Origin of the sequence: Streptomyces pristinaespiralis, assembly GCF_001278075.1 — a bacterium.
In the GTDB taxonomy this organism is placed as follows: Bacteria; Actinomycetota; Actinomycetes; order Streptomycetales; family Streptomycetaceae; genus Streptomyces; species Streptomyces pristinaespiralis.
Genome location: NZ_CP011340.1, coordinates 5,627,759 through 5,652,715, shown reverse-complemented (window position 1 = coordinate 5,652,715; position 24,957 = coordinate 5,627,759). Strand labels below are relative to the sequence as shown.

The following is a 24,957-nucleotide window of genomic DNA, read 5'->3' as shown; positions in this document are numbered from 1 at the left end:
GCACCACTGGCAGCGGGCAAGAACGGAGAGGTGATCGATGGGCGTCGCGGAACCCTTCCCCGGCCCTGCGGGGCGACCGCACGGGCCGGTGATGGACCGGGACGAGGTGGACCGTGCGCTGGCACGGCTCGGCGCCGAGCACGAGGCGGTGGAGACCTCGCTGCTCGCGCTTCAGGACCACGCGGGCCGCAGGCTGCTCGAAGGCGCGGAGCTGACGGGTGTCACCAAGGACCGCTGGGCGACCGCGGAGCAGCAGATCACCCTGCTCTGGGGCTACTTCGACGCCTACACCGCCGCGCTGAACGGCATCCGTGAGCTCCGTGCCCGCAGACGCTGGTCCAGTCGCGAGGACCTGGCGGAACTGACCGAGCGGCTTCGCGGGCGCAGCGTCACCGTGGCGAGCCAGGCAGCCCACACCTCCCCTGGGATCACCGGACCGGCCAGGCTGTCCGAGCAGTTCACCCTCGAGGAGCTCGTCGCGAGGATGAACGACCTCTACGCGGCCTCACTGAACGTGGTGGTGACGGCCGACGCGGTGTGGTCGGCGCTGCCGGCCCGCATCGACCTGCTCTCCGCCGAGCTGCGGCGCACCCGTTCGCTCGCGCACTCCGTCGGCGTGCGGCCCGGGGAGCACCCCTCCGGCGACGAGCTGGAGTCCATCACCGAGGAGCTGTCCACCCTGCGCGCCCAGGTGGTGTCCGACCCGCTCGCCTTCTGGCGGCCCGGGCCGGGCAGCGCGGCACCCGGCGGCGGCCGGCCCGACACCGACCGTTACGACCGGGCGGCGCGCGCCCTGGAGGACGTGCGCCGTGAGATCGAGGCGGTGCTCCAGGTCCGTCAGGACTCGGAGGAGCGGCTGATGCGGCTGCGCGACGTGCTCTCCCGTGCCGACCGGACGCTGGCCGAGGCGCGGGCGGCAAGGGGCGAGGTCCTGGCGAAGATCGCGGCGTCCGAGGTGCCCGCGGTCAGCGGCCCGCCGACCGCGCTCCAGGAACGCCTCGCCACGGCGGCCGAGCACCGCAGGCACGCCCGGTGGAGCCGGCTGTCGCCGCTGCTCGAGTCGCTGGAGCGCGAGGCGGATGAGGAACTGATGCGGGCCCGCGAGTCGTTGACCGCTGTCACGGCGCCGCTCGCGGTCCGGGCCGAGCTGCGCGGCCGTCTCGACGCGTACAAGGCGAAGGTCGCACGCCAGGGCTCGGCCGAGGACCCTGTGCTCATCGAGCGTTACGACGCGGCGCGCCGCATGCTGTGGAGCGCGCCGTGCGATCTGCGCGCCGCGGAGCAGGCGGTTCTGCGCTACCAGCAGGCGGCGGCGGAGGCCTTGGCGCAGCGGCACGACGGACCGGAGTCGGGGCCCACCGACCGCAGGGGGGATTCATGAGCGGGAACGACAACTGCCAGCGCCCCGGTTGCCCGGGCTCGTACGAGGACATGGGCGACGGCGAGCTGTACTGCGACACCTGCGGGCTGGCCCCGGTCGTGTCGCCCACCGGCATGGTGTCCTCGCCCGCCACCGGCATCGCCGGTGGCGGCGGTGGCGGCCGGGGCTCCTCGTCGGCGCGCGGCAGTTCCCGTTCCTCCCGTGCCTCCTCGCGCTCGTCGTCGTCACGCCGGTCGGTCTCGGGACGGCTGTCGCGTTCCCTGACCGGGCAGTCCTCCGCCCGGTCCGTCTCCGTCCGCAGCTCCGGCGCGTCGGCGGCCTCGTCCGCGCGCAACCGGCTGGGCGCGGGGCTGGTGTCCGTGCCGGACGTCCCGCGCCCCGATCCGCGCGCCGCCGTCATGGCGAACCCTGAGGTGCCGGAGCGCAAGCGGTTCTGCTCGCGCTCCGACTGCGGTGCGCCCGTGGGGCGCGCCCGTGGCGACCGGCCGGGACGCACCGAGGGCTTCTGCACCAAGTGCGGCCACCCGTACTCGTTCGTGCCGAAGCTGACCGGCGGCGACATCGTGCACGGCCAGTACGAGGTCGTGGGCTGCCTCGCGCACGGGGGTCTCGGCTGGGTGTACCTGGCCGTGGACCGGGCCGTGTCGGACCGGTGGGTGGTGCTCAAGGGCCTGCTCGACACCGGCGACCAGGACGCCATGGCGGCCGCGATCTCCGAGCGGCGGTTCCTCGCCGAGATCGAGCACTCCAACATCGTCCGGATCTACAACTTCGTCGAGCACCTCGATCAGCGCACCGGCTCCCTCGACGGCTACATCGTCATGGAGTACGTCGGGGGCAAGTCCCTCAAGGAGCTCGCCAACGAGCGGCGCGGCCCGGACGGCCGGCGCGACCCGCTGCCGGTGGAGCAGGCGTGCGCGTACGGCATCGAGGCGCTGGAGGCGCTCGGCCATCTGCACAGCAGAAACCTTCTGTACTGCGACTTCAAGGTCGACAACGCCATCCAGCAGCAGGACCAGCTCAAGCTGATCGACATGGGCGCGGTCCGCAGGATGGACGACGACGAGTCCGCCATCTACGGCACCGTCGGCTACCAGGCGCCGGAGGTCGCGGAGGTCGGCCCCTCGGTGGCCTCCGACCTGTACACGGTGGCGCGGACGCTGGCCGTGCTGACCTTCGACTTCCAGGGCTACACGAACGTGTTCGTGGACTGCCTGCCGGACCCGGAGAACATCGAGGTCTTCCGGACCTACGAGTCCTTCTACCGGCTGCTGGTGCGGGCCACCGACCCCGACCCGGGGCGGCGGTTCGCCTCCGCCCAGGAGATGGCCGAACAGCTGACGGGGGTGCTCAGGGAGGTCGTCGCGTTGCAGACGGGCCGCCCCCGCCCGGCCGTGTCGACGCTGTTCGGCCCGGAACTGCGGGTGACGGACACCGAGCTGTTCGCGGAGCAGACCGAGGACGTGTCCCGGCTGGGCGCGCGGGACGCGAAGCGCGGCAGACGGGCCGCGGCGCGTGCGGCGCAGGCCCCCGCCCCACTGCCGACCGCCGCGGGCCCCGGCGGGTACGCCGCCGCCCCGTACGCGGCGGTTCCCGGCCCGCGTGCGCCCGGCGGAGTGCTGCCTGGCACCGCGCCTGCGGGCACGGGCACGGCCCCGCATCTCGCCGTGCTCGACACCGGGGCGGCGTCGCTGGCGCTGCCGGTGCCGCGCGTCGACCCGAACGACCCCAACGCGGGTTTCCTGGCCGGGCTGATGACCTCCGCCCCCGCCGAACTGATCGCCGCGCTGCACACAGCGGCGGCCGGTTCGCCGGAGACGCGGCTGCGTGAACTGCGCGCCCGTCTGGAGATGGGCGACCTGACGGCCGCGACGACGGCGCTCGCCACGATGGAGCAGCAACAGCCGGACGACTGGCGGGTGGTCTGGTACCGGGGTGTCACCTCCCTGGTGACCGGCGACCACCAGGCCGCGGCCCTGTCCTTCGACGCGGTCTACGACGCGTTCCCCGGCGAGCCCGCGCCCAAGCTGGCCCTCGGCCTGTGCGCCGAGGTCCTCGGCCAGTTGGACAACGCGGCGGAGTACTACCGCCTCGTCTGGACGACCGACCCGAGCCATGTGAGCGCGGCGTTCGGCCTGGCCAGGGTCCAACTCGCCGCGGGCGACCGCATCGGAGCCGTACGGACGCTGGAGTCGGTGCCGGAGGCATCGATCCACTACACCGCCGCACGGGTGGCCGCCGTACGGGCGAGACTCCGGCGGCGCGCCGTGCACGAGCCGCTGCTGGACGACCTGTCGGCGGCTGCCTCGCAGGTCGCCGCCCTCGCGGGCTTCGGTCTGGACGCCGTGCGGCGCGAGCTGTTGTCCACAGAGGTACTCGGCACGGCGCTGGACTGGGTACTCTCCGGAAGTCCCGGAAGCGGGCCGTCCGTTCCGCACGCACCGAGCGCACTGCTCGGCAGCACGCTGGACGAACGCGGTCTGCGCTTCGGGCTGGAACGCTCCTACCGGGTGCTCGCCCGGCTCGCCCAGCGCGGCGAGGAGCGGATAGAGCTGGTGGAGCGGGCGAACCGCTACCGCCCCCGGACGTGGGTGTGATTGATGGCGCAGAAGCACCGGCCGGCTGCCGGATCGACCTGCCCCGGCTGCGACGAACCTCTGGAGCCGGGTGACCGGTTCTGCGGGGCGTGCGGCTACGACCTGTCGGCCGTGCCCGCCGTGCCGCAGGACCGCCCCACCGTGGCCATCGGCACGCCCGTCGAATGGCCGGCGGCCACCGGCACCGACACGATGGGCACCCCGACGCCGACGCAGCGCGCCGCGGACGTGCCGGGCACCGACTCCGACGGCGGCGAACTGCCGTCGGCGGGCACGATCGGCGGCCCCGCGGCCGTCGTGCCGGGTGCGGGCTCAGGCGGTGCCGGCTCACCGGGCGCGGCCGCGCCGGTTGCCCCCGTACCGTCGCAGCCCTCGCACGGCACGGCCGCCGGCGAGCCCGGCTCCCCCGCTGCCCCCACCGAACCCGCCGAACCCGGCGCGGGCGCCGGGGGGCACGGCCATGAGCGTCCCGGCAGCGGGACCGCCGGCCAGGACGCCTACGGCCACGGGGCGGCCGCGCCCGGCGCGGGCGCCGCGGACCCGGTCGCCGAAGCCGGGCGCCCCGCGTCCGCGGTGCGGTTCGACACCCCGCCGTCCGGCGACTTCGAGCTCGCCGCGCCCGCTCCGGGCGCCGCGCCCGACCCCCGGGAGCCGGCCGCACCTCCGGCGGCCCCCGCACCCCCGGCAGCTCCCGCGCCGCCGGCGGCGGCCGCGCCGTCCGGTGCCAAGCTCTGCGTCGCGTGCCGGGCCGGCCGGGTCGACACCGACGGCTACTGCGAGAACTGCGGCCACGCCCAGCCACGCGAACGCGACCACATGGAGCAGGAGATCGGACCGGTCGCCGCGGTCAGCGACCGGGGTCTGCGGCACCACCGCAACGAGGACTCGTTCGCCGTCTCCGCCACCGCCCTGCCCGACGGCTCACCGGCCGTCGTCGCGGTCGTCTGCGACGGTGTCTCTTCCGCGACCCGCCCCGACGAGGCGTCGGCCGCCGCGGCCTGCGCCGCCAACGAGCGGCTGCTGGCGGCACTGCCCCGGGGCACGCACCCGCAGCAGGCCATGCACGAGGCGATCGTGGCGGCCGCCGAGGCGGTCAACTCCCTCGCCGGGCAGCCCGACCACACCCCCGGTGAGGAGCACCGTCACCAGAACGCGCCCGCCTGCACGATCGTGGGGGCCGTGGCCGCCGGCGGTCTGCTGGTCGTCGGCTGGGTCGGTGACAGCCGCGCCTACTGGGTCCCCGACGACCGTTCGGGACCGCCTGCCCGGCTCACCGAGGACGACTCCTGGGCGGCGCAGATGGTGGCGGCCGGGCTGATGAACGAGGCCGAGGCCTACGCGGACGAGCGCGCCCACGCGATCACGGGCTGGCTCGGCGCCGACGCCTACGAACTCGAGCCGCACACCGCCGCGTTCAAGCCGGACCGTTCCGGCGTGGTCGTGGTCTGCACGGACGGCCTGTGGAACTACGCGGAGGGCGCGGAGGAGATGGCCCGCGCCGTCCCCGTGGACGCGGCGGAACGTCCGCTGCACAGCGCCCGGATGCTCGTCGGTCACGCTCTCGACGGCGGCGGCCACGACAACGTAACAGTGGCGGTCCTGCCGTTCGCCGTTCCGCGTCCAGGGGCAGGATCGGCTCAGGACATGGCCTGATACGACCCCTTCGCGGCCGCCGCTCCCGCCGGCGGCCGCGACCGGCCCTCCGCCGTCCGGCGGCGGCCCCGACCTCGCAACCGTCCGTTGTCCCTGCCGCCTTCGACCGACCCGCCGTCCGTGCTGCCGCTCCGCCGCAGCCGGGCGGAGCGCCGCGCGGAGCCCACAAGGAGCCGATCAGATGGCTGTTTTCTCCAAGTCCCAGGTGCCGCAGTTCTCGGTGGACGTGTACCAGAACGAATACCTTCCCGAGGGCGGCCGCGAGGTCAACGCGATCGTCACGGTCACCTCGACCGGGGGCGGCACCACCGGGGGCGCCCCGCTCCGGGGAGCGTCCGCCTCCGCTGCCGCCGTGCCGGACCAGGCGCCCGCCGCCGGTGTCGTGATCATGGTCGACTGCTCGGGCTCCATGGACTACCCGGCCACGAAGCTGCGCAACGCGCGGGAGGCGACGGCCGCCGCCGTCGACACGCTGCGCGACGGCGTCGCCTTCGCGGTGGTCGCCGGTACGCACAAGGCGCACGAGGTCTATCCGGGCGGCGGCCGGCTGGCCGTCGCCGATCCGGCCACCCGCGCACAGGCCAAGGACGCGCTGCGGATTCTCGCGGCCGGCGGCGGCACGGCCATCGGCACCTGGCTGCGGCTGGCCGACCGGCTGCTGTCCTCGTCCGACGTGGCGATACGCCACGGCATCCTGCTCACCGACGGACGCAACGAGCACGAGTCGCCCGAGGACCTCCGGGCCGCCCTGGACGCCTGCGCGGGCCGCTTCACCTGTGACGCCCGCGGCGTCGGCACGGACTGGGAGGTCAAGGAGGTCACCGGCATCGCGTCGGCGCTGCTCGGCACGGCCGACATCGTCGCCGACCCCGGCGGCCTGGCCGCGGACTTCACCAGCATGATGGAGAACGCCATGGGCAAGGAGGTCGCGGACGTGGCGCTGCGGCTCTGGACCCCGGTCGGCGTGGAGATCAAGTTCGTCAAGCAGGTCGCGCCGACCGTGGAGGACCTCACCGGGCGGCGCACGGAGGCCGGTCCGCGCGCGGGCGACTATCCGACCGGATCATGGGGCGACGAGTCCCGTGACTACCACGTCTGTGTGCAGGTGCCGGAGGCCGCGATCGGCCAGGAGATGCTGGCGACGCGGGTCTCCCTGGTCGTCCCGGCGGCCGACGGCGGGGCTCCCACCGTGCTGTCGCACGGGCTCGTACGGGCGGTCTGGACGGACGACATGGTGGCGTCGACCTCGATCAATCCACAGGTGGCGCACTACACGGGCCAGGCGGAACTGGCGCAGGTCATCCAGCAGGGACTCGAGGCCCGCAAGGCCGGGGATTTCGGCGGTGCGACCGCGAAACTGGGCCGCGCGGTGCAGCTCGCGGCGCATTCCGGGAACGAGGACACCGCGAAGCTGCTTTCCAAGGTGGTGGACGTCGTCGATGCGGCGACAGGTACTGTGCGACTGAAGGCGAAGGTCGCGGACGCGGACGAGATGACACTCGAAACGCGCTCCACCAAGACGGTCCGCGTCAAGAAGTAAGCACGTACGAACACGAGTGAACGGCCCTCGGGCCGGATGAGGAGAGGGGGACGCGCCGACATGCCGACCTGCCCGAACGGACACCAGTCGGGTTCCGACGACTGGTGCGAGGTCTGCGGCCACCGCATGGCTCCTCCCGGTGCTCCCGCGGGTGCCGTACCGCCGCCTCCACCGCCGCCGCCCGGCTACGGCTATCCCGGCCCGGCCGATCCGAACGCCACGGCCCAGGCCGAGCTCTGCCCGCAGTGCCGCACCCCGCGCGAGGCCATGGCGCCGTTCTGTGAGGAGTGCCGCTACAACTTCCTCACGCACACGGCGACGTCGTACACGCCCGTGGCACCCCCGCCGCAGCAGCAACAAGGCGGGCTGAACCTCCCGCCCGGTTTCCAGTCGCAGCCGGGCCCGCCCGGGCCGCCGGCTCAGCACGGCCCCCCGCCGCCGCCCCCGCAGCAGCAGCGTGATCCGTTCGAGTACCAGGGCTCGCGGCCCTCGCAGATGAACCGGCCGGCCGAGCCGCTGGGCCAGGAGTCCCCCGGCCACCACCAGCAGCAACCGCCGCAGCACCAGCAGCAGCAGCCGGGGGCCTTCCAGCCGCAGGGTGGTCCGCCGCCCCCGCCGTCGCCCTTCCAGCAGCAGTCCGGGCCGCCCGTGCCGCCTGCCTTCCAGCAGCAGCCCGGTCCGCCCGCACCTCCCGCCTTCCAGCAGCAGCAGTCGGGCCCGCCCGCACCGCCGCAGCACCAGCAGCCCGGTCCGCCCGCGCCTCCGCAGCACCAGCAGCCCGGTGGTGGCGACGACTGGATGCTGCCGCCGCCCGGCCGGACCCAGTCGCCCCCGCCTCCGCCGGGGCCCCAGGGCCCGCAAGGGCCGCAGGGACATCAGGGTCAGCAGGGACATCAGGCTCCGCCGCCGTTCCCGCAGCAGTCGATGCCGCCGCAGCACCAGCAGGGACCCGGCATGCAGGGCATGCACCCGGGTCAGCAGCAGCCTCCGCAGCAGCACGCCGCCCCTGTGGGCTGGACGGCCGTGGTCGGCCCGGACCGCGAGTACTTCATGGCGATGATGCAGCGCAGCGGCCCGGAGGCCACGGGTCTCAATCTGCCCGCCTACTCCCCCGAGCAGCACCTGCCGCTCACCGGGGGCCAGGTCACCATCGGCCGCCGCAGGCAGTCGACGGGTGAGTCGCCGGACATCGACCTCTCGGTGCCTCCGGAGGACCCGGGTGTCTCGCACCAGCACGCGGTGCTGGTGCAGCAGCCGGACGGGTCGTGGGCGGTCGTCGACCAGAACTCGACCAACGGCACCACGCTCAACGGCGCGGAGGACCCGATCCAGCCGTACGTCCCGATCCCGTTGAACGACGGCGACCGGGTGCACGTCGGCGCCTGGACGACGATCACCGTCCGCCGCGGCTGAGCGACCCCGCCGGGGAACCTCACCGCGCCGGACGGCGATCCTGCCGACAGCGGTAGGTACGTGGCGGCGGGCGCGCACGTTCAACCGCGGACGGGAATCGCCCGCGGCGCGAGTGCTCGGCCGCGGCACAGAGATCGGTCGCGGCCCGGTCAGTCGCCGGACGGCCCGAGGGGCCAGACGTAGGGCCCCTCGGGATCGTCCAGCCACGCCCACTGCCGGCCGGCGCCGACCGTGACCCCGAAACGGCTGCGCTCCGGGCGGTGCTCGCCGTACCACAGGGCGAGCGCCTCTTCCGGGTCGAGGCTTCCCGCGGTCAGGCTCAGCATGAAGCGGAACAGGTCGTTCTCGACCGCGCTCCCGGACAGTGCGCCGGTCCTCGGTTCCTCGGGCACGGCCGCCCCGCGCAGCGGCACGAAGTACGCCGATGTACGCAGGAAGCGGCCCTCCGCCGTGCGGCCGGCGGCGTCGTGGCGGACCCGCAGGACGACGATGCCGGTGGACAGCGGCGCCACGATCCGTGCGCCGTCGCAGCACTGGGCGGGCCAGGCGTAGGGCACCGACGCCAGGGTGCAGGTGGCGATGACGCGGTCGAAGGGCGCACGCTCCGGGCAGCCGCGGGCGCCGTCGCCGGTGACCACCGCAGGCCGGTACCCGGCAGCCGCCAGGTGTGCGCGGGCGGACTCCGTGACCTCCGGCTCGAGGTCCATCGTCGTCACGGCGGCGTCGCCGAGCCGGTGCGCCAGCAGCGCGGCGTTGTAGCCGGTGCCCGCCCCGATCTCGAGCACCCGGTTCCCTTCCGTGACCTCGAGCGCGTCGAGCATCAGGGCCATGAGGGAGGGCTGGCTGCTCGACGACAGCAGCTCGCCGTCGCGCAGGCGGGTGGCCAGCGGCTCGTCCGTGTATGCGCCACCCAGCCAGCGGGCGCGCCGGACGGGGTCGGGGTCCTCGCGCCACAGACGTTCCCAGGCTCCGGCCCGGGGCGTGAAGTAGTACGGCACGAACAGATGCCGCGGCACCTCTTCGAACGCCGCCCGCCAGGCCGGATCGGTCAGCCCGCCGCCGGCCACGATCTCGCGCACCATCGTCCGTCGCGCCGCCGTGGCGGCCTCGGCGAATCGATCACCGCTTTGACCCATATGTTCACTGTGCTGTGCGGATGGGCATGAGGCGAGCGTCCGTGCCGGTGGCCGGGCGGAGTCTCAGGGGTCTCAAGGGCCTCGGCCCTGGGCCGGTCGGTCTGAGAGCATGGGGGGCGTGAATGAGATTCGGCGCGGAACGCTTCAGGAGCAGACCTTCTACGAGCAGGTCGGCGGCGAGGACACCTTCCGGCGCCTCGTGCACCGCTTCTACGAGGGCGTCGCCGAGGATCCGCTGCTGCGGCCGATGTACCCGGAGGAGGACCTCGGACCGGCCGAGGAGCGGCTGACGCTCTTCCTGATCCAGTACTGGGGCGGACCGCGCACCTACAGCGACAACCGCGGCCACCCGCGGCTCCGGATGCGCCATGTGCCGTTCACGGTCGACAGGGCGGCCCACGACGCCTGGCTCAAGCACATGCGCACGGCACTGGACGAGCTCGGCCTCTCCGAGGAGCACGAGCGGCAGTTGTGGGACTACCTGACGTACGCCGCCGCCTCGATGGTGAACACCCCGGACTGATCCGCTCTCCCGGCGCCCCCACCGCGCCCGGTCCTCCCGCGTCCGGCCGGCCCCGAGGCACGCCGGCGCCGCGACACCCGAACGGAATCCGGGACTCCGTCGCCGGATAACGGTCACGATCAGGTGAAGGTCGTACCGCAAGCGGTTTCCACCGCCCCGTGTGCTCTGAAAGCATCCATGGACGTGGGCGTCGGGGGCGCCGACAGAAACCGCTGCGGGGTGGGGGACGGGTGACGGGGTTCGTACTACTGCGTGTCAGGGCGCACCGGCTGCTGCTTGCCGCGGCACTCCTGGCCGTCCTGCTCACCACCTGTGTGCTCGCCTCGCTCGCCGCGTTCTCCGGTTCCGTCGGGGACGCCGCGCTGCGGCAGACCCTGGGCGGACGGGACGCGGCCGCCGCGGCACTGACCGTCTCCGCCAAGATCCCCCCGGAGCGCCGCGACGCGGCGGAGGAAGCCGTCGTCCGAGGGGCCGAGCGGTCCTTCGACGGGCTGCCCGTGACGGTGCACAGGCTCGAACGCTCGGGGACGTACGCCCTCCCACGCTCCCTCCAGGCCCCGGAGGCACGGAAGGGCGAGCCCGACCTCACGCACTTCGCCGCTCTCGACGAGACCCGGGTCACGATCGTGTCCGGGACCCGCCCGGGCCCCGCCGACGCAGGCGTCGTACCGGTCGCGCTGCCGGAGTCCGCCGCGAAGCAGCTGGGCCTGGAGCCCGGCGCACGCCTCACTCTCACCGACCGGCTCTCCGAGAAGCCGATCACCGTCCGGCTGACCGGTCTCTACCGGCCCGCGGACGGCAACGACCCGTACTGGCAGCTCGACAGCCTCGGTGGGCGCGGCGTGCGGTCGCTCGTCTTCACCACGTACGGCCCGCTCATGGCACACCCCACGGTCCTCGCCTCCGACCGTGTCGCCGCGGGAGACGCGGCGTGGCTGGCCACCGCCGACTTCCGCGGCGTCACGACCGACCGCATCGGCGCGTTGCGTGCCACGGCGACGAGCGGCCCCCGATCGCTGGCCCAGGACCCGGCGTTCAGGTCCGGTGCGACGGTGCACACCTCCCTGCCGACCGTGCTGGCCCAGAGTGAACGGGCCCTGCTGGTCGCCCGCTCCACCCTGATGATCGTCGCCGTGCAGCTGGTGCTGCTCGCCGCGTACGCGCTGCTGCTGGTGGCCCGGCTGCTCAGTTCGGAGCGGACCGGCGAGACCGACCTGCTGCGCGCCCGCGGGGCGTCACGCCGGCGCATCATCTCGCTCGCCGCCGTCGAGGCCCTGCTGCTCGCCCTCCCGGCGGCGCTCTGCGCGCCTCTGCTGTCGGGGCCGTTGACCCGTCTGCTGGCCGAGCACTCCACACTCGCCAGGAGCGGACTGCGGCTCGGCGAGGCGCCGACGGTGCAGGTGTGGCTGGTGGCCGCCGGGGTCGCGGTGTGCTGCGCGGCAGCCGTCGTGGCACCCGCGCTGGCCGCGACCTCCGGCGCGCTGCGGCTGCGACGGGGCCGCGGCGGCACGCTGCCGGCTCCGGTCAGGGCCGGTGCGGACGTGGGACTGCTGGCCGTCGCGGCGGTCGCCTACTGGCAGCTGGACCGGCAGACCGGTTCCTCCGGCGGCGGGGCGATCAGCGGTGACCGTGAGGGCGACCTGGGCATCGACCCCCTCCTGGTCGCCGCGCCCGCCCTTGCCCTGCTGGCCGGCACCGTCCTGACGCTGCGTCTGCTGCCGCCCGCGGCCCGGCTCGCCGAACGCCGCGCCGCCGGCGGCCGCGGTCTGCCCGCGGCCCTCGCGGGCTGGCAGTTCAGCCGCCGGCCGCTGCGCGGCGCCGGACCGGTGCTGCTGCTGGTGCTCGCCGTGGCGATGGGCATGCTGGCGATCGGTCAGAGCGCGTCGTGGGACCGGTCGCAGAGCGACCAGGCCGACTTCAGGGCCGGCGCGTCGGTGCGGGTCACGGACAGCGGGGCGGGCCGGCCGGGAGACGTCGGCCTGTACGCGTCCCTGCCCGGCGTGCGCGAGGCCGCTCCCGCCCACCGCGCTCCCCTGGGGCTCTCCGGCAACCGGACCGCGACCGTGCTCGCAATCGACACCGCCCGCGCCGACGAACACCTGCTGCTGCGGGACGATCTCGCGGACGAGCCGCCCGGCTCACTGCTCGGCACGGCCACCGCCGCCGAGCGGGCCCGTCCCGGTGTGCTGCTGCCCGACGACGCCCGCCGGCTCACCCTCGACCTGCGGATCGCGGAAGAGGAGGCCCTCGCCGGTGCGCCGCCCTCGCGGCTGTCGCCGCAGGTCACCGTCATCGTCGAGGACCGCTACGGCCTCTCCTACCGCATGCCCGTCGGCAGGGTGGCCGCCGACGGCCGCGTCCGTCAGGTGACCGTCGACCTCGACGAGTCGTCCTCCGGAGCACACACCGCCCCCGCCGGCCCGCTGGCCCTGACCGGGCTGCGGCTCGACGGCGCGATCCCGGACGGCCCGAGGACGACGCACCGCCTGAGCATCGAGCGGCTGCGCACCACAGACGCCGACGGGACCTCCCGCGATGTCACGGTGAGTCAGGGACCGCGCTGGGAGGGCGGTTACACCGAGATCCAGGCAGGCGAGCCCGGGACCCCCCGGCCGCTGCGCCCCGCCGCCTCCGGTTCCCACCCGCTGACCCTCGGCTACGGCATCGGACCGGACCCGGGAGCGGTCGACTCGTGGGGCCGGCCCGTCCGCTCCGAGTTCAGCGTCCTCGTCACCGCCGTGCGGCCGGCCGGGCCCCGGCAGATCGCGGCCGTCGCGACGGACGAGTTCCTGCGGGCGTCCGGGGCCGGGCGCGGCGACGTCATCGATGTGATGCTGTCGGGCGAGTCGCTGCGCGTGAAGATCGCCGGGACGGTGCGGGGCCTGCCCACGACCGGACCCGGCGCCGCCGCCGCGACCGTGGCCGCGGACGGCGAAGCAGCCGCCACCGACCAGCAGGACACCGACGGTGGAGCCCTGCTGCTGGACCTGCCCGCGATCAACACGGCGATCGCCGCCAGGGGAGGTTCGTCGCTCACGCCCACCGAGTGGTGGCTGAGCACCGAGCCGGGCAAGGCCGACGAGGTCGCCGAGGCCCTGCGCGGCCGCCCCGCCGCCGACCCCGCCCAGGTGCTCGTACGCGACGAGGCCGCGGAGGAACTCCTCGGCGACCCGCTCGGCGCCGGGCCACGCTCCGCCTTGATGGCGGTGGCACTGGCCGCGGCGGCGCTCGCCGCGGTGGGCTTCGCCGTCAGCGCGGCCGGTTCGCTGCGGGAACGATCCGCCGAGCTCGCCGTACTACGGGCCCTCGGGGCACCGCGCCGCCAGCTCGCCCGGCTGGTCGCGGCGGAGCAGACCCTGCTGATCGCCATCGCGCTGCTGGTGGGCATCGGGCTGGGTGCCGTACTGACCCGGGCCGTCGTGCCGCTGATCGTCCTGACGGGGCAGGCCACCAAGCCCGTCCCGCATGTGCTGATCGAACTGCCCGTGAGCCAGGTGGGTCTGCTCCTCGCGGGGGTCGCCGCACTGCCGCTTCTGATCGTCGCCGTCATCGCCCTGCGTCGCGCGGACCCCGCGGTGACTCTGCGCCACAGGGGGGACAACTGATGAATCCGCGCTCCAGCAGGCCCGAGGGCCACGCCCGACGCACGGTGGCCCCGTGGGTCAGGACCCGGCTGCGCACGGCGCCGGGTGCCGCCCTCGCGTTCGGTGTGCTCGTCCTGCTCACGGCGTTCCTCGCGGCCGCGTTCCCCCGTGCCGTCGACTCGTACGAGAACCACGGCCTGCGGCACGACCTGAGCGACGCCCAGCCGTCCCGCAGCGTGCTGGAGGTGAGCGCACCGCAGCCGCCGCTCGGAATGCCCGAACCCGCCCGGGAGAAGTCGCTGCTCCCCGAGCGCCTCGCCGGCGCCCACCGGGCCATCACCGAACTGCTGCCGAAGCCGCTGCGCGTGGACACCGCGCAGTCGGCGTACGGCGTGGAGACCGCCAAGCCCCTGGAGGGCAGGGACCGTTGGCTGCCGCGCCCCCAGGGCGCGTCGCCGCAGTTCTCCCTCGTGGCGCAGAGCGGGCTCGAGACGCACTCCAAGGTGCGTGAGGGCAGGCTGCCGAGGACGGACGGACGGACCACGTCCGCCACCGACGAACTGGAGGCGGCGGTCACCGCGGAGACCGCGAAGACCCTGCGCATCGAGACCGGCTCCGTGCTGCACCTGGGCGCTCCCGGGGACACGGCACTGACGGTACGGATCACCGGCATCGTGGACCCGGGAGATCCGCACGGCAGTTACTGGTCCGCCGACCCGCGTCTGCGCGCCCCCGGACTGCTCGTCGCGCCCGGGACCAGCCCACCGCTGGTGTACTGGAACGCCTCCCTGCTGATCGCCCCCGACGCTGCCCCGGCGCTGCTGGGCACCCTGGGCGAGCCCCAGCCGTACTGGCGCTTCGCCCCGCTCACCGGCCACCTCACCACCCAGGACGTGCCCGCCCTCACCGACCGGATCGCCTCCCTCGAAGGCGGCCCCGGGCTGCTCGGGATCAAGAGCGCCGTCGACGAGAACGCCCTGCTCACCACGGACATGGACGGCATCCTCGCCTCCTACACCACGATGCGGGACGCCATCACTCCGGTCGTCGCCGTGGCCGCCTTCGGGATCGGCACCGTCGCCGCCGTCGTGGTGGCGATGACGGGCGGGCTGTTCGCCGCGCGGCGCCGGGCCGAACTGGCCCTGCTGCGCTCCCGCGGCGGTTCGCTGCGCGGCATCGGCGGCAGGCTGCTCGCCGAGACCGCCGTCGTCGCCCTGCCCACCGCGGCCGCGGGTCTCCTCCTCGCGGTCCTCGTCGTCGACGACGCGAGACCCATGCCCGCAGTGATCGGGGCGGCAGCCGTGGCGGTCATGGCCTGCGCCGCGCTGCCGGTGCGCGCGGTGACGCAGCACCGCAGGCCACGTGTGCCCGGGGAGCGCGACGACGTGGTGCTCGCCCGGCCCTCCAGGCGCCGCACGGTCGCCGAACTCACCCTGCTGGTCCTGGCCGTCGGCGCGGTCGTCGCGCTGCGGCGGCGCGGCACATCCGACGGCGCAGACCACCTCGTCAGCGCCGCGCCCGTGCTCGTCGGCCTGATCGCCGCGCTCGTCCTCGTACGGCTCTATCCGCTGCCGCTGCGCTGGGCCGCCCGTCCCGCCGGCCGGCTGCGCGGCGCCGTCGGATTCCTCTCGCTCGCCCGTACCGGCCGCTCCTCGGCCGCCGGCGCACTGCCGCTGCTGGCCCTGCTGGTCGCGCTGACCACGGCCGCGTTCGGCGGCTCTGTCCTCGCGGGCGTCGCGGACGCGCGGGACCGGGCGGCGCTGCTGGCGACGGGCGCGGACGCGCGCGTCGCCGGCCCCGGCGACACGGTGGCGCTCCCGAAGGGGGCGGAGCGGGCCGTGCGGGACGTGCCCGGCGTACGGGAGGTGACCGCCGTGCAGATCGAGCACGCGCTGAACCTGCCCGCCCGGAACCAGGCCGAACGGTCCGACCCGCTGCCCGTCTCCCTCGTCGGCGCCGACCCCGGCGCGTACGCGCGCCTCACCCGGCACGCCGAGCTGGGCGCCTTCCCGGCGGACGCGCTCAGGACCTCGCCGCCCTCGGGGGACGCTTCGGGGCGGCCCGTTCTGCACGCCGTCGCCTCGCCCGGCGTCGCGACGCAGCTCGGCACGGGGACCCACCGGATCAACTCGACAGCCGGCCCGTTCGACGTCAAGGTCAGCGCCGTGCGGTCCCGGACCCCCGCCGTGTCGTCCGCCGAGTTCCTCGTCGTCGACGGCTCACGGCTCACCCACCGCGCGCCGACAGCGCTGCTGGCCACGGGCGCCGGTATCGACGGCAAGGCACTGCGCGCGGCCGTCCACGGCATGGACGACGACCTCACCGTGCGGCTGCGCGACGAGGCGCGGGCGGCCTTCACCGACTCGCCGCTCCAGTCCGGCGCCGAACGGATCTACGCGGCCGCCATCGCCGCCGGGGCCGGCTACGCCGTGCTGGCGCTGCTGCTCTCGCTCATGCAGGCCGCACCGGAACGCGCCACCCTGCTGGCCCGGCTGCGCACCATGGGCCTCACCACCCGTCAGGGCCGGCAGCTGCTCGGCCTCGAAGCACTCCCCCAGGCACTGCTGGCCGCGGTCGGCGGCATCCTCGTCGGCTGGGCCACGATCCGGCTCCTCGCGCCCGGAGTGGACCTGGTGCGGCTCGCGCTGGCGGCCGCGCCCGGCTCCGCGCCCCTGGACAGCGCGTCCCTGCGGGCCGACCCGTGGTCGCTGGCGCTGCCCGCGGCCGCCGTGGTCGTGCTGGCGGGGACGGTGGCCGCTGTCCAGGCGTGGTGGGCGGGGCGCCGCGGATCGATCACCGAACTCAGGGCAGGAGACACGCGATGACCGACACCACCCTGGAGCAGCTGGAGGAACGCGCCGCTGCCCATCGCGACCGGCCCTCGTACGGGCACGACGCGCTGATCAGCTGCGACCGGCTGGTGCGGATCTTCGCCTCGGACGGGGTGGAGGTCCAGGCGCTGCAAGGACTCGACCTGCTGGTCAAGGAGGGCGAGTTGATGGCCCTCGTCGGCGCGTCGGGCAGCGGGAAGTCGACCCTGATGAACATCCTCGCCGGGCTGGACGTGCCGTCCGCCGGCGCGGCCCGGGTCGCCGGGTGCGACCTGCTCGCCATGGACGCGAAGGCGCGGCTGCGCTACCGCCGTGAGGTCGTCGGCTTCGTGTGGCAGCAGACCGCCCGCAACCTGCTGCCGTACCTGACCGCCGCCCAGAACGTGGCCCTGCCGATGCAGTTGCGCGGCGGCGGTGGCGGCAAGAAGCGGAAGGCGGAGCGCGTACAGGAACTGCTCTCGATGCTCGGCGTCGACGACTGTCGCGACCGGCGCCCCCACCAGATGTCCGGCGGGCAGCAGCAGCGCACCGCGATCGCCGTCGCCCTCGCCAACTCGCCCGCGGTGCTGCTCGCCGACGAGCCGACCGGTGAGCTGGACTCGGCGACCGGTGAGCAGGTCTTCGCGGCGTTCCGCCGGGCCAACGAGGAGCTGGGCACGACGATCGTGATCGTCACCCACGACCAGGCCGTCGCGGGCGAGGTCCGCCGCACGGTCGCCATCCGCGACGGCCGCACGTCGTCGGAGGTGCTGAGGCGCACCGAGATCGACGCGGAGGGGCAGGAGTCGGTGGTGGCACGCGAGTACGCGATGCTGGACCGGGCGGGGCGCCTTCAGCTGCCGGCCGACTACACGGCGGCGCTGGGCATGGAGCACCGCGTGATGCTGGAGCTCGAACAGGACCACATCGGGATCTGGCCGGACGACGCGTCGGAACGCTGACGCGGGGGGCGGCAGCGGCGTGGCCACCTCGGCGGTTCCTCCACCGGCGGCAGGTGGCCTGCGCGCTGAGCTACGCGGGGGTGACCGTCAGGCCGCCCACGCCGTTGGTGCGCAGCGCGATGGACCCGAAGGGCGTACGCAGTCTCAGCCACGTCCCCGCGGCCAGCAGCGCCACGGGCATGCCGGGGCGCAGGAAACCGAGCGACTGCGCGGCGTGCACGGCGCGCAGGGGCAGGTCCGTCGCGCCGACCGTGCGCGACCAGATCTCGCGGCCGATGCGATCCCGTTCCGCACGGGTGCGCCGCTCGGCCGGCAGCTCCTCGTCACGCCGGCGGAACTCGGCCACGGCCGCTCCCACGGCTGCCCGCATCGCGGAGACGTCCGGCAGCCCGGGCAGTTCCCGCCAGCCGCCGCGCGGCGGAAGCACACCGGCCCACGGAGGGCCGGTGACCGCCGCGGGCACGGCGAACTCCGCGCCCTCCAGCGACTCCAGCAGCTCCCCCGCGGAGACGGTGACGTCCAGCTCGACGGACTCCGCGAGCCGTGCCGTACGGATGGCGAGCACCTCGAAGGACGGCGGACGCCCGAACACCGCGAGCGCCCCGCGGCCGGCCTGCAGCCTGACCGCGGCGGCGCGGTCGTAGTGGATCAGCCGGCCGAGGAAGGCGGAGAGGTCCTCCGCCTCCCTCACGTCGGCGAGTCGCAGACTCTGCACGGGCACGGACATGGGAACGCTCATGCGGCGAGGGCGGCCTTGTCGAGGTACTTCTCGAGGAAGGATTTCTCCTCCGCGCTGATCCGGCGCGGCCGCTGCGACTCGAGGTTGAACGGCACGACGACCGTCGAGGCCCGCACATAGACCGTCGACGGATCGTCCTCCTCCTTGACCTCGTAGGCGATGGTCAGGGAGGCGGCGCTGATCTTCGTCACCCACGACTCGATGATCACCGGCTCGTGCCGGTGGACCAGCGGACGCACGTAGTCGATCTCGTGCCGTGCGACCACCGAGCCGCCGGAGAAGGAGGGCGAACCGTCCCCCGGCGCCAGCCGGAACATGAAGTCGATCCGCGCCTCTTCCAGATACCGCAGGAAGACGACGTTGTTGACGTGCCCGAAGGCGTCCATGTCCGACCAGCGCAAGGGGCAGCGGTAGATGTGACGGGCCATACGCCGCATCAGCCCCGGGTGAGCTTCTTGTAGGTGGCGCGGTGCGGGCGTGCCGCGTCCGGGCCGAGACGGTCGACCTTGTTCTTCTCGTACGACTCGAAGTTGCCCTCGAACCAGTACCACTTGGAGTTGCCCTCGTACGCCAGGATGTGCGTGGCGACCCGGTCGAGGAACCAGCGGTCGTGGGAGATGACCACGGCCGCGCCGGGGAACTCGAGCAGAGCGTTCTCGAGGGACGAGAGCGTCTCGACGTCGAGGTCGTTGGTGGGCTCGTCGAGGAGCAGCAGGTTGCCGCCCTCCTTGAGCGTCAGCGCCAGGTTGAGGCGGTTGCGCTCACCACCGGAGAGGACACCGGCCGGCTTCTGCTGGTCCGGGCCCTTGAAGCCGAAGGCGCTCACGTAGGCGCGGGACGGCATCTCGACCTGGCCGACGTTGATGTAGTCCAGCTCGTCCGACACGACCGCCCAGAGGGTCTTCTTGGGGTCGATGTTGGCGCGGGTCTGGTCGACGTAGGAGATCTTGACCGTGTCACCGATCTTGATCGTGCCGGAGTCCGGCTGCTCCAGGCCCTGGATCATCTTGAACAGCGTGGTCTTGCCGGCGCCGTTCGGACCGATGATGCCGACGATGCCGTTGCGCGGCAGCGTGAAGGACAGGTCGTCGACGAGGACCTTGTCACCGAAGGACTTCGAGAGGTTCTCGACCTCCACGACGACGGAGCCCAGACGCGGGCCCGGCGGGATCTGGATCTCCTCGAAGTCCAGCTTCCGCATCTTGTCCGCCTCGGCGGCCATCTCCTCGTAGCGGGCGAGACGGGCCTTGGACTTGCTCTGCCGGCCCTTGGCGTTGGACCGGACCCACTCGAGCTCTTCCTTCAGCCGCTTGGCGCGCTTCTCGTCCTTGCGGCCCTCGACCTTGAGGCGGGCGGCCTTCTTGTCGAGGTACGTGGAGTAGTTGCCCTCGTAGGGCAGCGCACGGCCGCGGTCGAGCTCGAGGATCCACTCGGCGACGTTGTTCAGGAAGTACCGGTCGTGAGTGACGGCGACGACGGCGCCCGCGTACTTCGACAGGTGCTGCTCGAGCCAGTTCACCGACTCGGCGTCGAGGTGGTTGGTGGGCTCGTCGAGGAGCAGCAGGTCGGGGGCCTCGATCAGCAGCTTGCACAGTGCGACGCGGCGCTTCTCACCACCGGAGAGGTTGACCACGGGCCAGTCGCCGGGCGGGCAGCCCAGGGCGTCCATGGCCTGCTCCAGCTGGGCGTCCAGGTCCCACGCGTTCGCGTGGTCCAGGTCCTCCTGGAGCTTGCCCATCTCCTCCATGAGCGCGTCCGTGTAGTCGGTCGCCATGAGCTCGGCGACCTCGTTGAAGCGCTTGAGCTTGCCCATGATTTCCGCGGCGCCGTCCTGGACGTTCTCCAGGACCGTCTTCGACTCGTCCAGCTTCGGCTCCTGCATGAGGATGCCGACGCTGTAGCCGGGGGAGAGGAAGGCATCGCCGTTGGAGGGCTGCTCCAGACCGGCCATGATCTTCAGCACCGTGGACTTACCGGCGCCGTTGGGGCCGACCACACCGATCTTCGCACCGGGCAGGAAGCTCAGCGTCACGTCATCGAGGATGACCTTGTCGCCGTGCGCCTTGCGCGTCTTGCGCATCGTGTAGATGTACTCAGCCAAGAGAAACCGTCCGGCAGGAAGTGGATGGGCAGATACACCCATCTTGCCGTACGGCGCCCCCCGGACGGAAACCGCGTCCATACGCCTGCGTGTGCCGGGCCCGGGGCGGGCGGGCCGGGCAGGAGCGCCGGGCCGCCCCCGGACGGGCAGGGCCGCGAACCGGACATCCAGGGCACGCCGGCCGGAGGGCGCGAGAACCGGCAGGAGGGGCCCGGCACGTCCCCGTGCCGGGCCCCTCCCTCAGTTTCCCCCGCGCCGTGTCACGGGCCGCGGCGATCCGGTCACTCCGCGCCGGCCGACTTCTTCTTACGGAGGAAGAAGACCGCGCCGCCGCCGGCGAGCACCAGCACGATCGCGATACCCGCGATCATCGGCGTGGCGCTGGAGCCGCCCGTCGCGGCGAGGCCGCCCTCGAGTCCCGCGGAGGTGCCGCCCGCCGACGCGGGGCTGGGCTGGGACGACGGGGTCTCGGTGCCGGGCTGGGCAGGGGCGCTCGCGGTCTTGCAGTCGAGCACGCCCTTGAAGTTCTTCTCGAACCCGCCGGGCCCGGTGATCGTGAAGTCGTAGGCCTGGTCCTCGCCCACCGGCACCGTCACCGTCCGGGACTCCCCGGCCTTGATCGTGTGCTCGAAGCCGGCCAGCGAGAAGGTGAACGGGGCGTCACCCTTGTTGCCGGCCGTGATGTCCACGCCCCCCTTGGCGCAGTTCTTCTTCGCCGACAGGGACGGGATCGCCCCCGCCTTCGCCCAGGTCGCGGCGGCCTGCGCCGAGACGGTGGACCGGCTGGATCCCGCCAGGATCTGCGTCTGGCTCTTGGTGGCGCTGGCGAAGGCCCGTCCCACCGGCACCGACATGCTCGCCTGGACGCTCAGCGTGGCCGTGCCGTCCGCGGCGTCCTCGGGGACGTCGAAGAACAGCTTGCTGCCGTCGACGGCGGAGGTCACCGGCTTACCGGCCTCGTCGGTGATCTTGATGCCGCTGGAGGCCGCGTCGGCCGGGGCCGCCACGGCGACCTGGCCGGCGTCGGTGCGCACCGTCACCGGGCCGAGCCGGCTGCCCGGCTTGCCGGAGACCGCGTTCGGCTCGAGGCTCAGCGAGGCCTTGGGCTCCTCGACGTTCGCCGCGGACTCCTGAAGCCAGTCGGCGAGCTTCTCCGCCTGCGGGTCGGCCGCCGTGACGTCCGCGCCGTCCGAGAACCGCCAGATGGCGACCTGGGTGCCGGCGGCGGCGGTCCTGTCCGTCAGCTGCCCGTCGAGTCCGGCGCTGTCGGCCAGCGCCGCCAGGTCGTTGACCTGGGGGAACGAGTGCTGCAGGATCCAGCGGATCTTGCCTGCGTTCTCGTTGGCGCCGAGCGAGGTCTGGTTCCAGGGGGTCTCCAGGTACTTGGCCTGGTCCTGGGTCGGGTTGTGGATGTCGATGCAGTACGTCTGCAGCTGTCCGCCGCCGTCGACCGTCATCTCGAAGAGACCCGCGAGGATCTCCTGGTCCTTGCCGTTGGTGTGCAGCACCGCCTGGTCGTACGTCTGCAGCCCGTCGAGCGTGGCGACCGCACCGCCCTGATGCTGGACGGCATCGTCGGCGGCCGCCGTGCCGGCGCCGGCGATGGATCCGGCGGCCATCAGGCCGGACACCACCGCCGCGGCGGCCAGACGGCGAGCGGCGCGCCGCCTGCGTACGGCAGACGTAGAGAACACAGCAAACACAGCAGAATTCCCCTCCGGGCGAGACCTTTTCGCGTGCGACGCGCGAGAGGCGTGCGACGCGTGGGGGGAGTGTCTCGCCAGCAGACTCAAGTGCCCCGTGAGTACCCGGGAATCCTATGGACGGCGCGCAGCGCGATGCCCGGTCATGCCGTCAGATAACCATTCCGACTCGAAATCGTTACCACCGTCGGCGAGTTCACCCCCTGATCGCCCTTTTCCGCCCACCCGCCCTGCCGGTGCGATGAAACCGTCTTTCCTCAACTCCCGTCAGGGGACGGCGACAACGGGCACTCCCGTCTCCACGGCCTCCCCCGCGCCCGCCCGTGGCGGCGGCGCCCCCACGGCCGCCGCGGACCGCTCGTCAAGATCCCGGCTCTTGACCACCCGCCGGAACGCCGAGGTACCGCGGGTCAGGTCGTGTCCCACCGCCAGCGCGTCGATGTCCACGAACGTCCGCCGCCGGCCGTCGCTCTCCTCCTCACGCACCTTCAGCCGGCCGTGCACGAGAAGCGGTTCCCCCACCGAAACGGAACCGGCCAGATTCTGCGCGAGCGAACGCCAGGCGAAGACGGTGTAGAAGCTTGTCGGCCCGTCCGTCCAGTTACCGGCCCGGCGATCCCAGCGCCGCGAGGGAACGGCGAAACGGAATCGCGCCATCCCGCCCGTGGCCGTTTCCCGGTACTCCACATTCGTGGCGACATTCCCCACCACCGTCACCATGGTGTCGTTCATGACGGTCACCTCCCCGTCCGGTTGCATTTGCCCGATCGCTGTGGACCGGTCTCCATGCTGGACCGGACGGAAAGATCCCGCCGACGCCTGTGGACGGGCGCCCCCTTGTGGACAACTCCGTCACCCGATCAGGAAACCCCGCACCCGGACCGGGCCTCGCGGGTCCCGGTCCGTCATCCGATCGGGGAACGCCCGGCACCGCGCTGGGCCCGGCACCGCGGGCCCCGGACGGGGCCTCGCCCGGCGCGGCACCGTAAGCCCCGGTCCGTCACCCGATCCGGGAACGCACCCGTCCCCGCAGCGCGCCCGGCCCGGACGAGGCGGGCCTCGCCGACCCCGAGACCGTCGCGTACTGCTCCCGCACCTCCCGGTACCGCATCAGCTCGGCCGACACCGGATCGAGCACCTTCGCGCGCCCGCAGGCGGCCGCCGCCTCCTGGAGGCGGCGCCGTGCGTCCTGCCCGTACCGCCGCGCCGGGCCCTTCGTCGCGGCCGCGCACGCCCACTCGACCAGTGGCCCGCCCACGATGCCGGCGAGCATCACCAGCACCGGCGGAATGAGCCCCGGCTCCAGCACGCCCACGATCTGGCCCACGAGCCACAGCCCGCCGAAGATCTGCAGCAGCGTCATCGACGCCTGCGCGAGCACCGCGGCCGGCCACCATGCGGGGCGAAGGGGCCGTCCCTTGCTCTCCGCCGCCTCACGCGCCGCCAGCTCGTCCAGTGCCTCCGGAAGCCCCTGCGCGCCCCTCACGGCCGCTTCGCGCACCGCCTGGCCCCATGGGGCGGGCAGCCCGCGCGCGGCCTCGTCGGCGACCGTGCGGACCGCCTGCTCGACCCGCTGCCGTGCGGTCGGCTCCTCCTCGACGGGAACCTCCGGCTCCACGGCCGCCGCCCCGGGCATCCGCTTGCGCTCGTACCAGCGCCACAGCCGCAGCCACGGCGTCCCGCACGCGCGCCCCGCGTTCCTGCGCCACTCGCGCTCCGCGGCCTCACCCGCCGCCGTCGCGCCGATCGCCTCCGCGAGCCGTGCCGAGAAGTCCTCCCGGGCCCGCTCGTCCAGGCCGGTTCGGCCGTCGGCGACGTAGACGGGCCGCAGCTTCGCCGCCGCCGCGTCGACATCGGCCGACAGCCTGCGCGCCGCCGCGCTGCGCTCCTGCACGAACGCGCCGACCATCTCGCGCAGTTCGCCCACCCCCTCGCCCGTCAGGGCGGAGACCGCGAGGACGGTCGCGCCCGGTTCGCCGTGCTCCCCCACCGCCATGCCGTCCTCGTCGAGCAGTCGGCGCAGATCGTCCAGGACCTGGTCGGCGGCCTCGCCGGGCAGCCTGTCGATCTGGTTGAGAACGACGAAGGTGATCTCGGCATGACCGGCCAGTGGCCGCAGATAGCGCTCGTGGAGCGCCGCGTCGGCGTACTTCTCCGGGTCCACGACCCAGATCACCGCGTCGACCAGCGCCAGGATCCGGTCCACCTGCTCCCGGTGCCGTACGACGGCCGAGTCGTGGTCGGGGAGGTCCACCAGCACCAGCCCTTGCAGCTGGTCGTCGCCGTCACCGCCGGCGAGGGGCTTGCGCCGCAGCCTCCCGGGGATGGCGAGCCGGTCGAGGAGCCCCGCCGCCCCCTCCGACCAGGTGCAGGCGATGGGCGCGGACGTGGTGGGCCTGCGCAGCCCGGTCTCCGCGATGCGCACCCCCGCCAGCGCGTTGAACAGCGTGGACTTGCCGCTGCCCGTCGCGCCGGCGATGGCCACGACGGTGTGGCGCGAGGAGAGCCGCTGGCGCGCGGCGGCCTCGTCGAGGACCCGGCCGGCCTCCGCGAGGGTCTTCCCGTCCAGTCGGGTCTGGGAGAGCCCGAGCAGTTCGCGCAGGGCGCTGAGCCGGTCCCGCAGGGGGCCGCCGTAGGTGCCTCCGACGGGCAGCTGCTCGTCGCCGATGTGGTCCCCTTCGCCCTCCGCCCCCACCTCCCCCGTGCCGTCCTCGTTCCGCGTACCGTCCTCGTTCCGCTGACCGACCCGGCGGGCGATCAGGCCGTCGTCCCAGCGGCCACCGGTCTCGTTCTCGTCGTCGGTGATGGCGGTCAC

The 24,957-nt window shown here is 73.8% G+C and carries 16 protein-coding genes; 9 read left to right on the top strand and 7 right to left on the bottom strand.

What is annotated here, in order from left to right; all coding sequences use genetic code 11:
* Nucleotides 1-37 precede the first annotated feature (37 nt).
* The 5 genes from SPRI_RS24075 to SPRI_RS24055 all read left to right on the top strand — a co-directional run bounded on the left by SPRI_RS24075 (nucleotide 38) and on the right by SPRI_RS24055 (nucleotide 8,584).
* On the top strand, nucleotides 38-1,381 hold the full coding sequence (locus tag SPRI_RS24075; protein ID WP_053557299.1) for a coiled-coil domain-containing protein: 1,344 nt from the start codon (nucleotides 38-40) through the stop codon (nucleotides 1,379-1,381).
* Nucleotides 1,378-3,978: a serine/threonine-protein kinase gene (locus SPRI_RS24070; RefSeq protein WP_053557298.1), complete on the top strand. Its 2,601-nt coding sequence runs from the start codon at nucleotides 1,378-1,380 to the stop codon at nucleotides 3,976-3,978. The genes SPRI_RS24075 and SPRI_RS24070 overlap by 4 nt, the downstream gene beginning before the upstream one ends.
* 3 nt (nucleotides 3,979-3,981) lie before the next feature.
* Complete coding sequence (locus tag SPRI_RS24065) at nucleotides 3,982-5,631, top strand: PP2C family serine/threonine-protein phosphatase (RefSeq protein ID WP_053557297.1); 1,650 nt, start codon at nucleotides 3,982-3,984, stop codon at nucleotides 5,629-5,631.
* Between the two features lie 181 nt (nucleotides 5,632-5,812).
* The gene (locus SPRI_RS24060) at nucleotides 5,813-7,171 is read left to right on the top strand and encodes a vWA domain-containing protein (protein ID WP_053557296.1); all 1,359 of its coding nucleotides are present in this window, start codon (nucleotides 5,813-5,815) and stop codon (nucleotides 7,169-7,171) included.
* Nucleotides 7,172-7,231: 60 nt separating this feature from the next.
* Entirely contained in the window at nucleotides 7,232-8,584 is a 1,353-nt protein-coding gene (locus SPRI_RS24055; protein ID WP_053557295.1) for an FHA domain-containing protein, read from the top strand.
* A gap of 149 nt (nucleotides 8,585-8,733) precedes the next feature.
* On the opposite strand, the gene SPRI_RS24050 is transcribed toward SPRI_RS24055, so the two are convergent.
* A complete protein-coding gene (locus tag SPRI_RS24050) occupies nucleotides 8,734-9,720 on the bottom strand; it encodes a methyltransferase domain-containing protein (RefSeq protein ID WP_053557294.1) in 987 nt (328 codons plus the stop codon).
* Nucleotides 9,721-9,829: 109 nt separating this feature from the next.
* Here SPRI_RS24050 and SPRI_RS24045 point away from each other — a divergent pair, with 109 nt between their 5' ends.
* From SPRI_RS24045 to SPRI_RS24030, 4 genes are all read left to right on the top strand, one after another.
* Complete coding sequence (locus tag SPRI_RS24045) at nucleotides 9,830-10,243, top strand: globin (protein WP_053557293.1); 414 nt, start codon at nucleotides 9,830-9,832, stop codon at nucleotides 10,241-10,243.
* 230 nt (nucleotides 10,244-10,473) lie between these two features.
* Nucleotides 10,474-13,848, top strand: a complete 3,375-nt coding sequence (locus SPRI_RS24040; RefSeq protein WP_053557292.1) for an ABC transporter permease — start codon at nucleotides 10,474-10,476, stop codon at nucleotides 13,846-13,848.
* The gene (locus SPRI_RS24035) at nucleotides 13,848-16,652 is read left to right on the top strand and encodes an FtsX-like permease family protein (protein WP_053557291.1); all 2,805 of its coding nucleotides are present in this window, start codon (nucleotides 13,848-13,850) and stop codon (nucleotides 16,650-16,652) included. Before SPRI_RS24040 ends, SPRI_RS24035 begins: the two co-directional genes overlap by 1 nt.
* Nucleotides 16,649-17,599, top strand: coding sequence for an ABC transporter ATP-binding protein (locus tag SPRI_RS24030; RefSeq protein WP_053557290.1), 951 nt, complete (start codon nucleotides 16,649-16,651; stop codon nucleotides 17,597-17,599). The genes SPRI_RS24035 and SPRI_RS24030 overlap by 4 nt, the downstream gene beginning before the upstream one ends.
* Before the next feature lie 70 nt (nucleotides 17,600-17,669).
* Here SPRI_RS24030 and SPRI_RS24025 read toward each other — a convergent pair whose 3' ends face one another.
* The 6 genes from SPRI_RS24025 to SPRI_RS24000 all read right to left on the bottom strand — a co-directional run bounded on the left by SPRI_RS24025 (nucleotide 17,670) and on the right by SPRI_RS24000 (nucleotide 24,957).
* A complete protein-coding gene (locus SPRI_RS24025) occupies nucleotides 17,670-18,326 on the bottom strand; it encodes a hypothetical protein (RefSeq protein ID WP_053557289.1) in 657 nt (218 codons plus the stop codon).
* Between the two features lie 8 nt (nucleotides 18,327-18,334).
* Nucleotides 18,335-18,766: an acyl-CoA thioesterase gene (locus SPRI_RS24020; protein ID WP_053557288.1), complete on the bottom strand. Its 432-nt coding sequence runs from the start codon at nucleotides 18,764-18,766 to the stop codon at nucleotides 18,335-18,337.
* 8 nt (nucleotides 18,767-18,774) lie between these two features.
* Entirely contained in the window at nucleotides 18,775-20,439 is a 1,665-nt protein-coding gene (ettA, locus tag SPRI_RS24015) for an energy-dependent translational throttle protein EttA (protein ID WP_053557287.1), read from the bottom strand.
* Nucleotides 20,440-20,720: 281 nt separating this feature from the next.
* Nucleotides 20,721-22,133, bottom strand: a complete 1,413-nt coding sequence (locus SPRI_RS24010; RefSeq protein WP_053557286.1) for a Cys-Gln thioester bond-forming surface protein — start codon at nucleotides 22,131-22,133, stop codon at nucleotides 20,721-20,723.
* A gap of 276 nt (nucleotides 22,134-22,409) precedes the next feature.
* A complete protein-coding gene (locus tag SPRI_RS24005; protein ID WP_078535518.1) occupies nucleotides 22,410-22,874 on the bottom strand; it encodes a single-stranded DNA-binding protein in 465 nt (154 codons plus the stop codon).
* A 268-nt stretch (nucleotides 22,875-23,142) separates the two neighbouring features.
* Nucleotides 23,143-24,957, bottom strand: a complete 1,815-nt coding sequence (locus SPRI_RS24000; RefSeq protein ID WP_005317469.1) for a YfjP family GTPase — start codon at nucleotides 24,955-24,957, stop codon at nucleotides 23,143-23,145.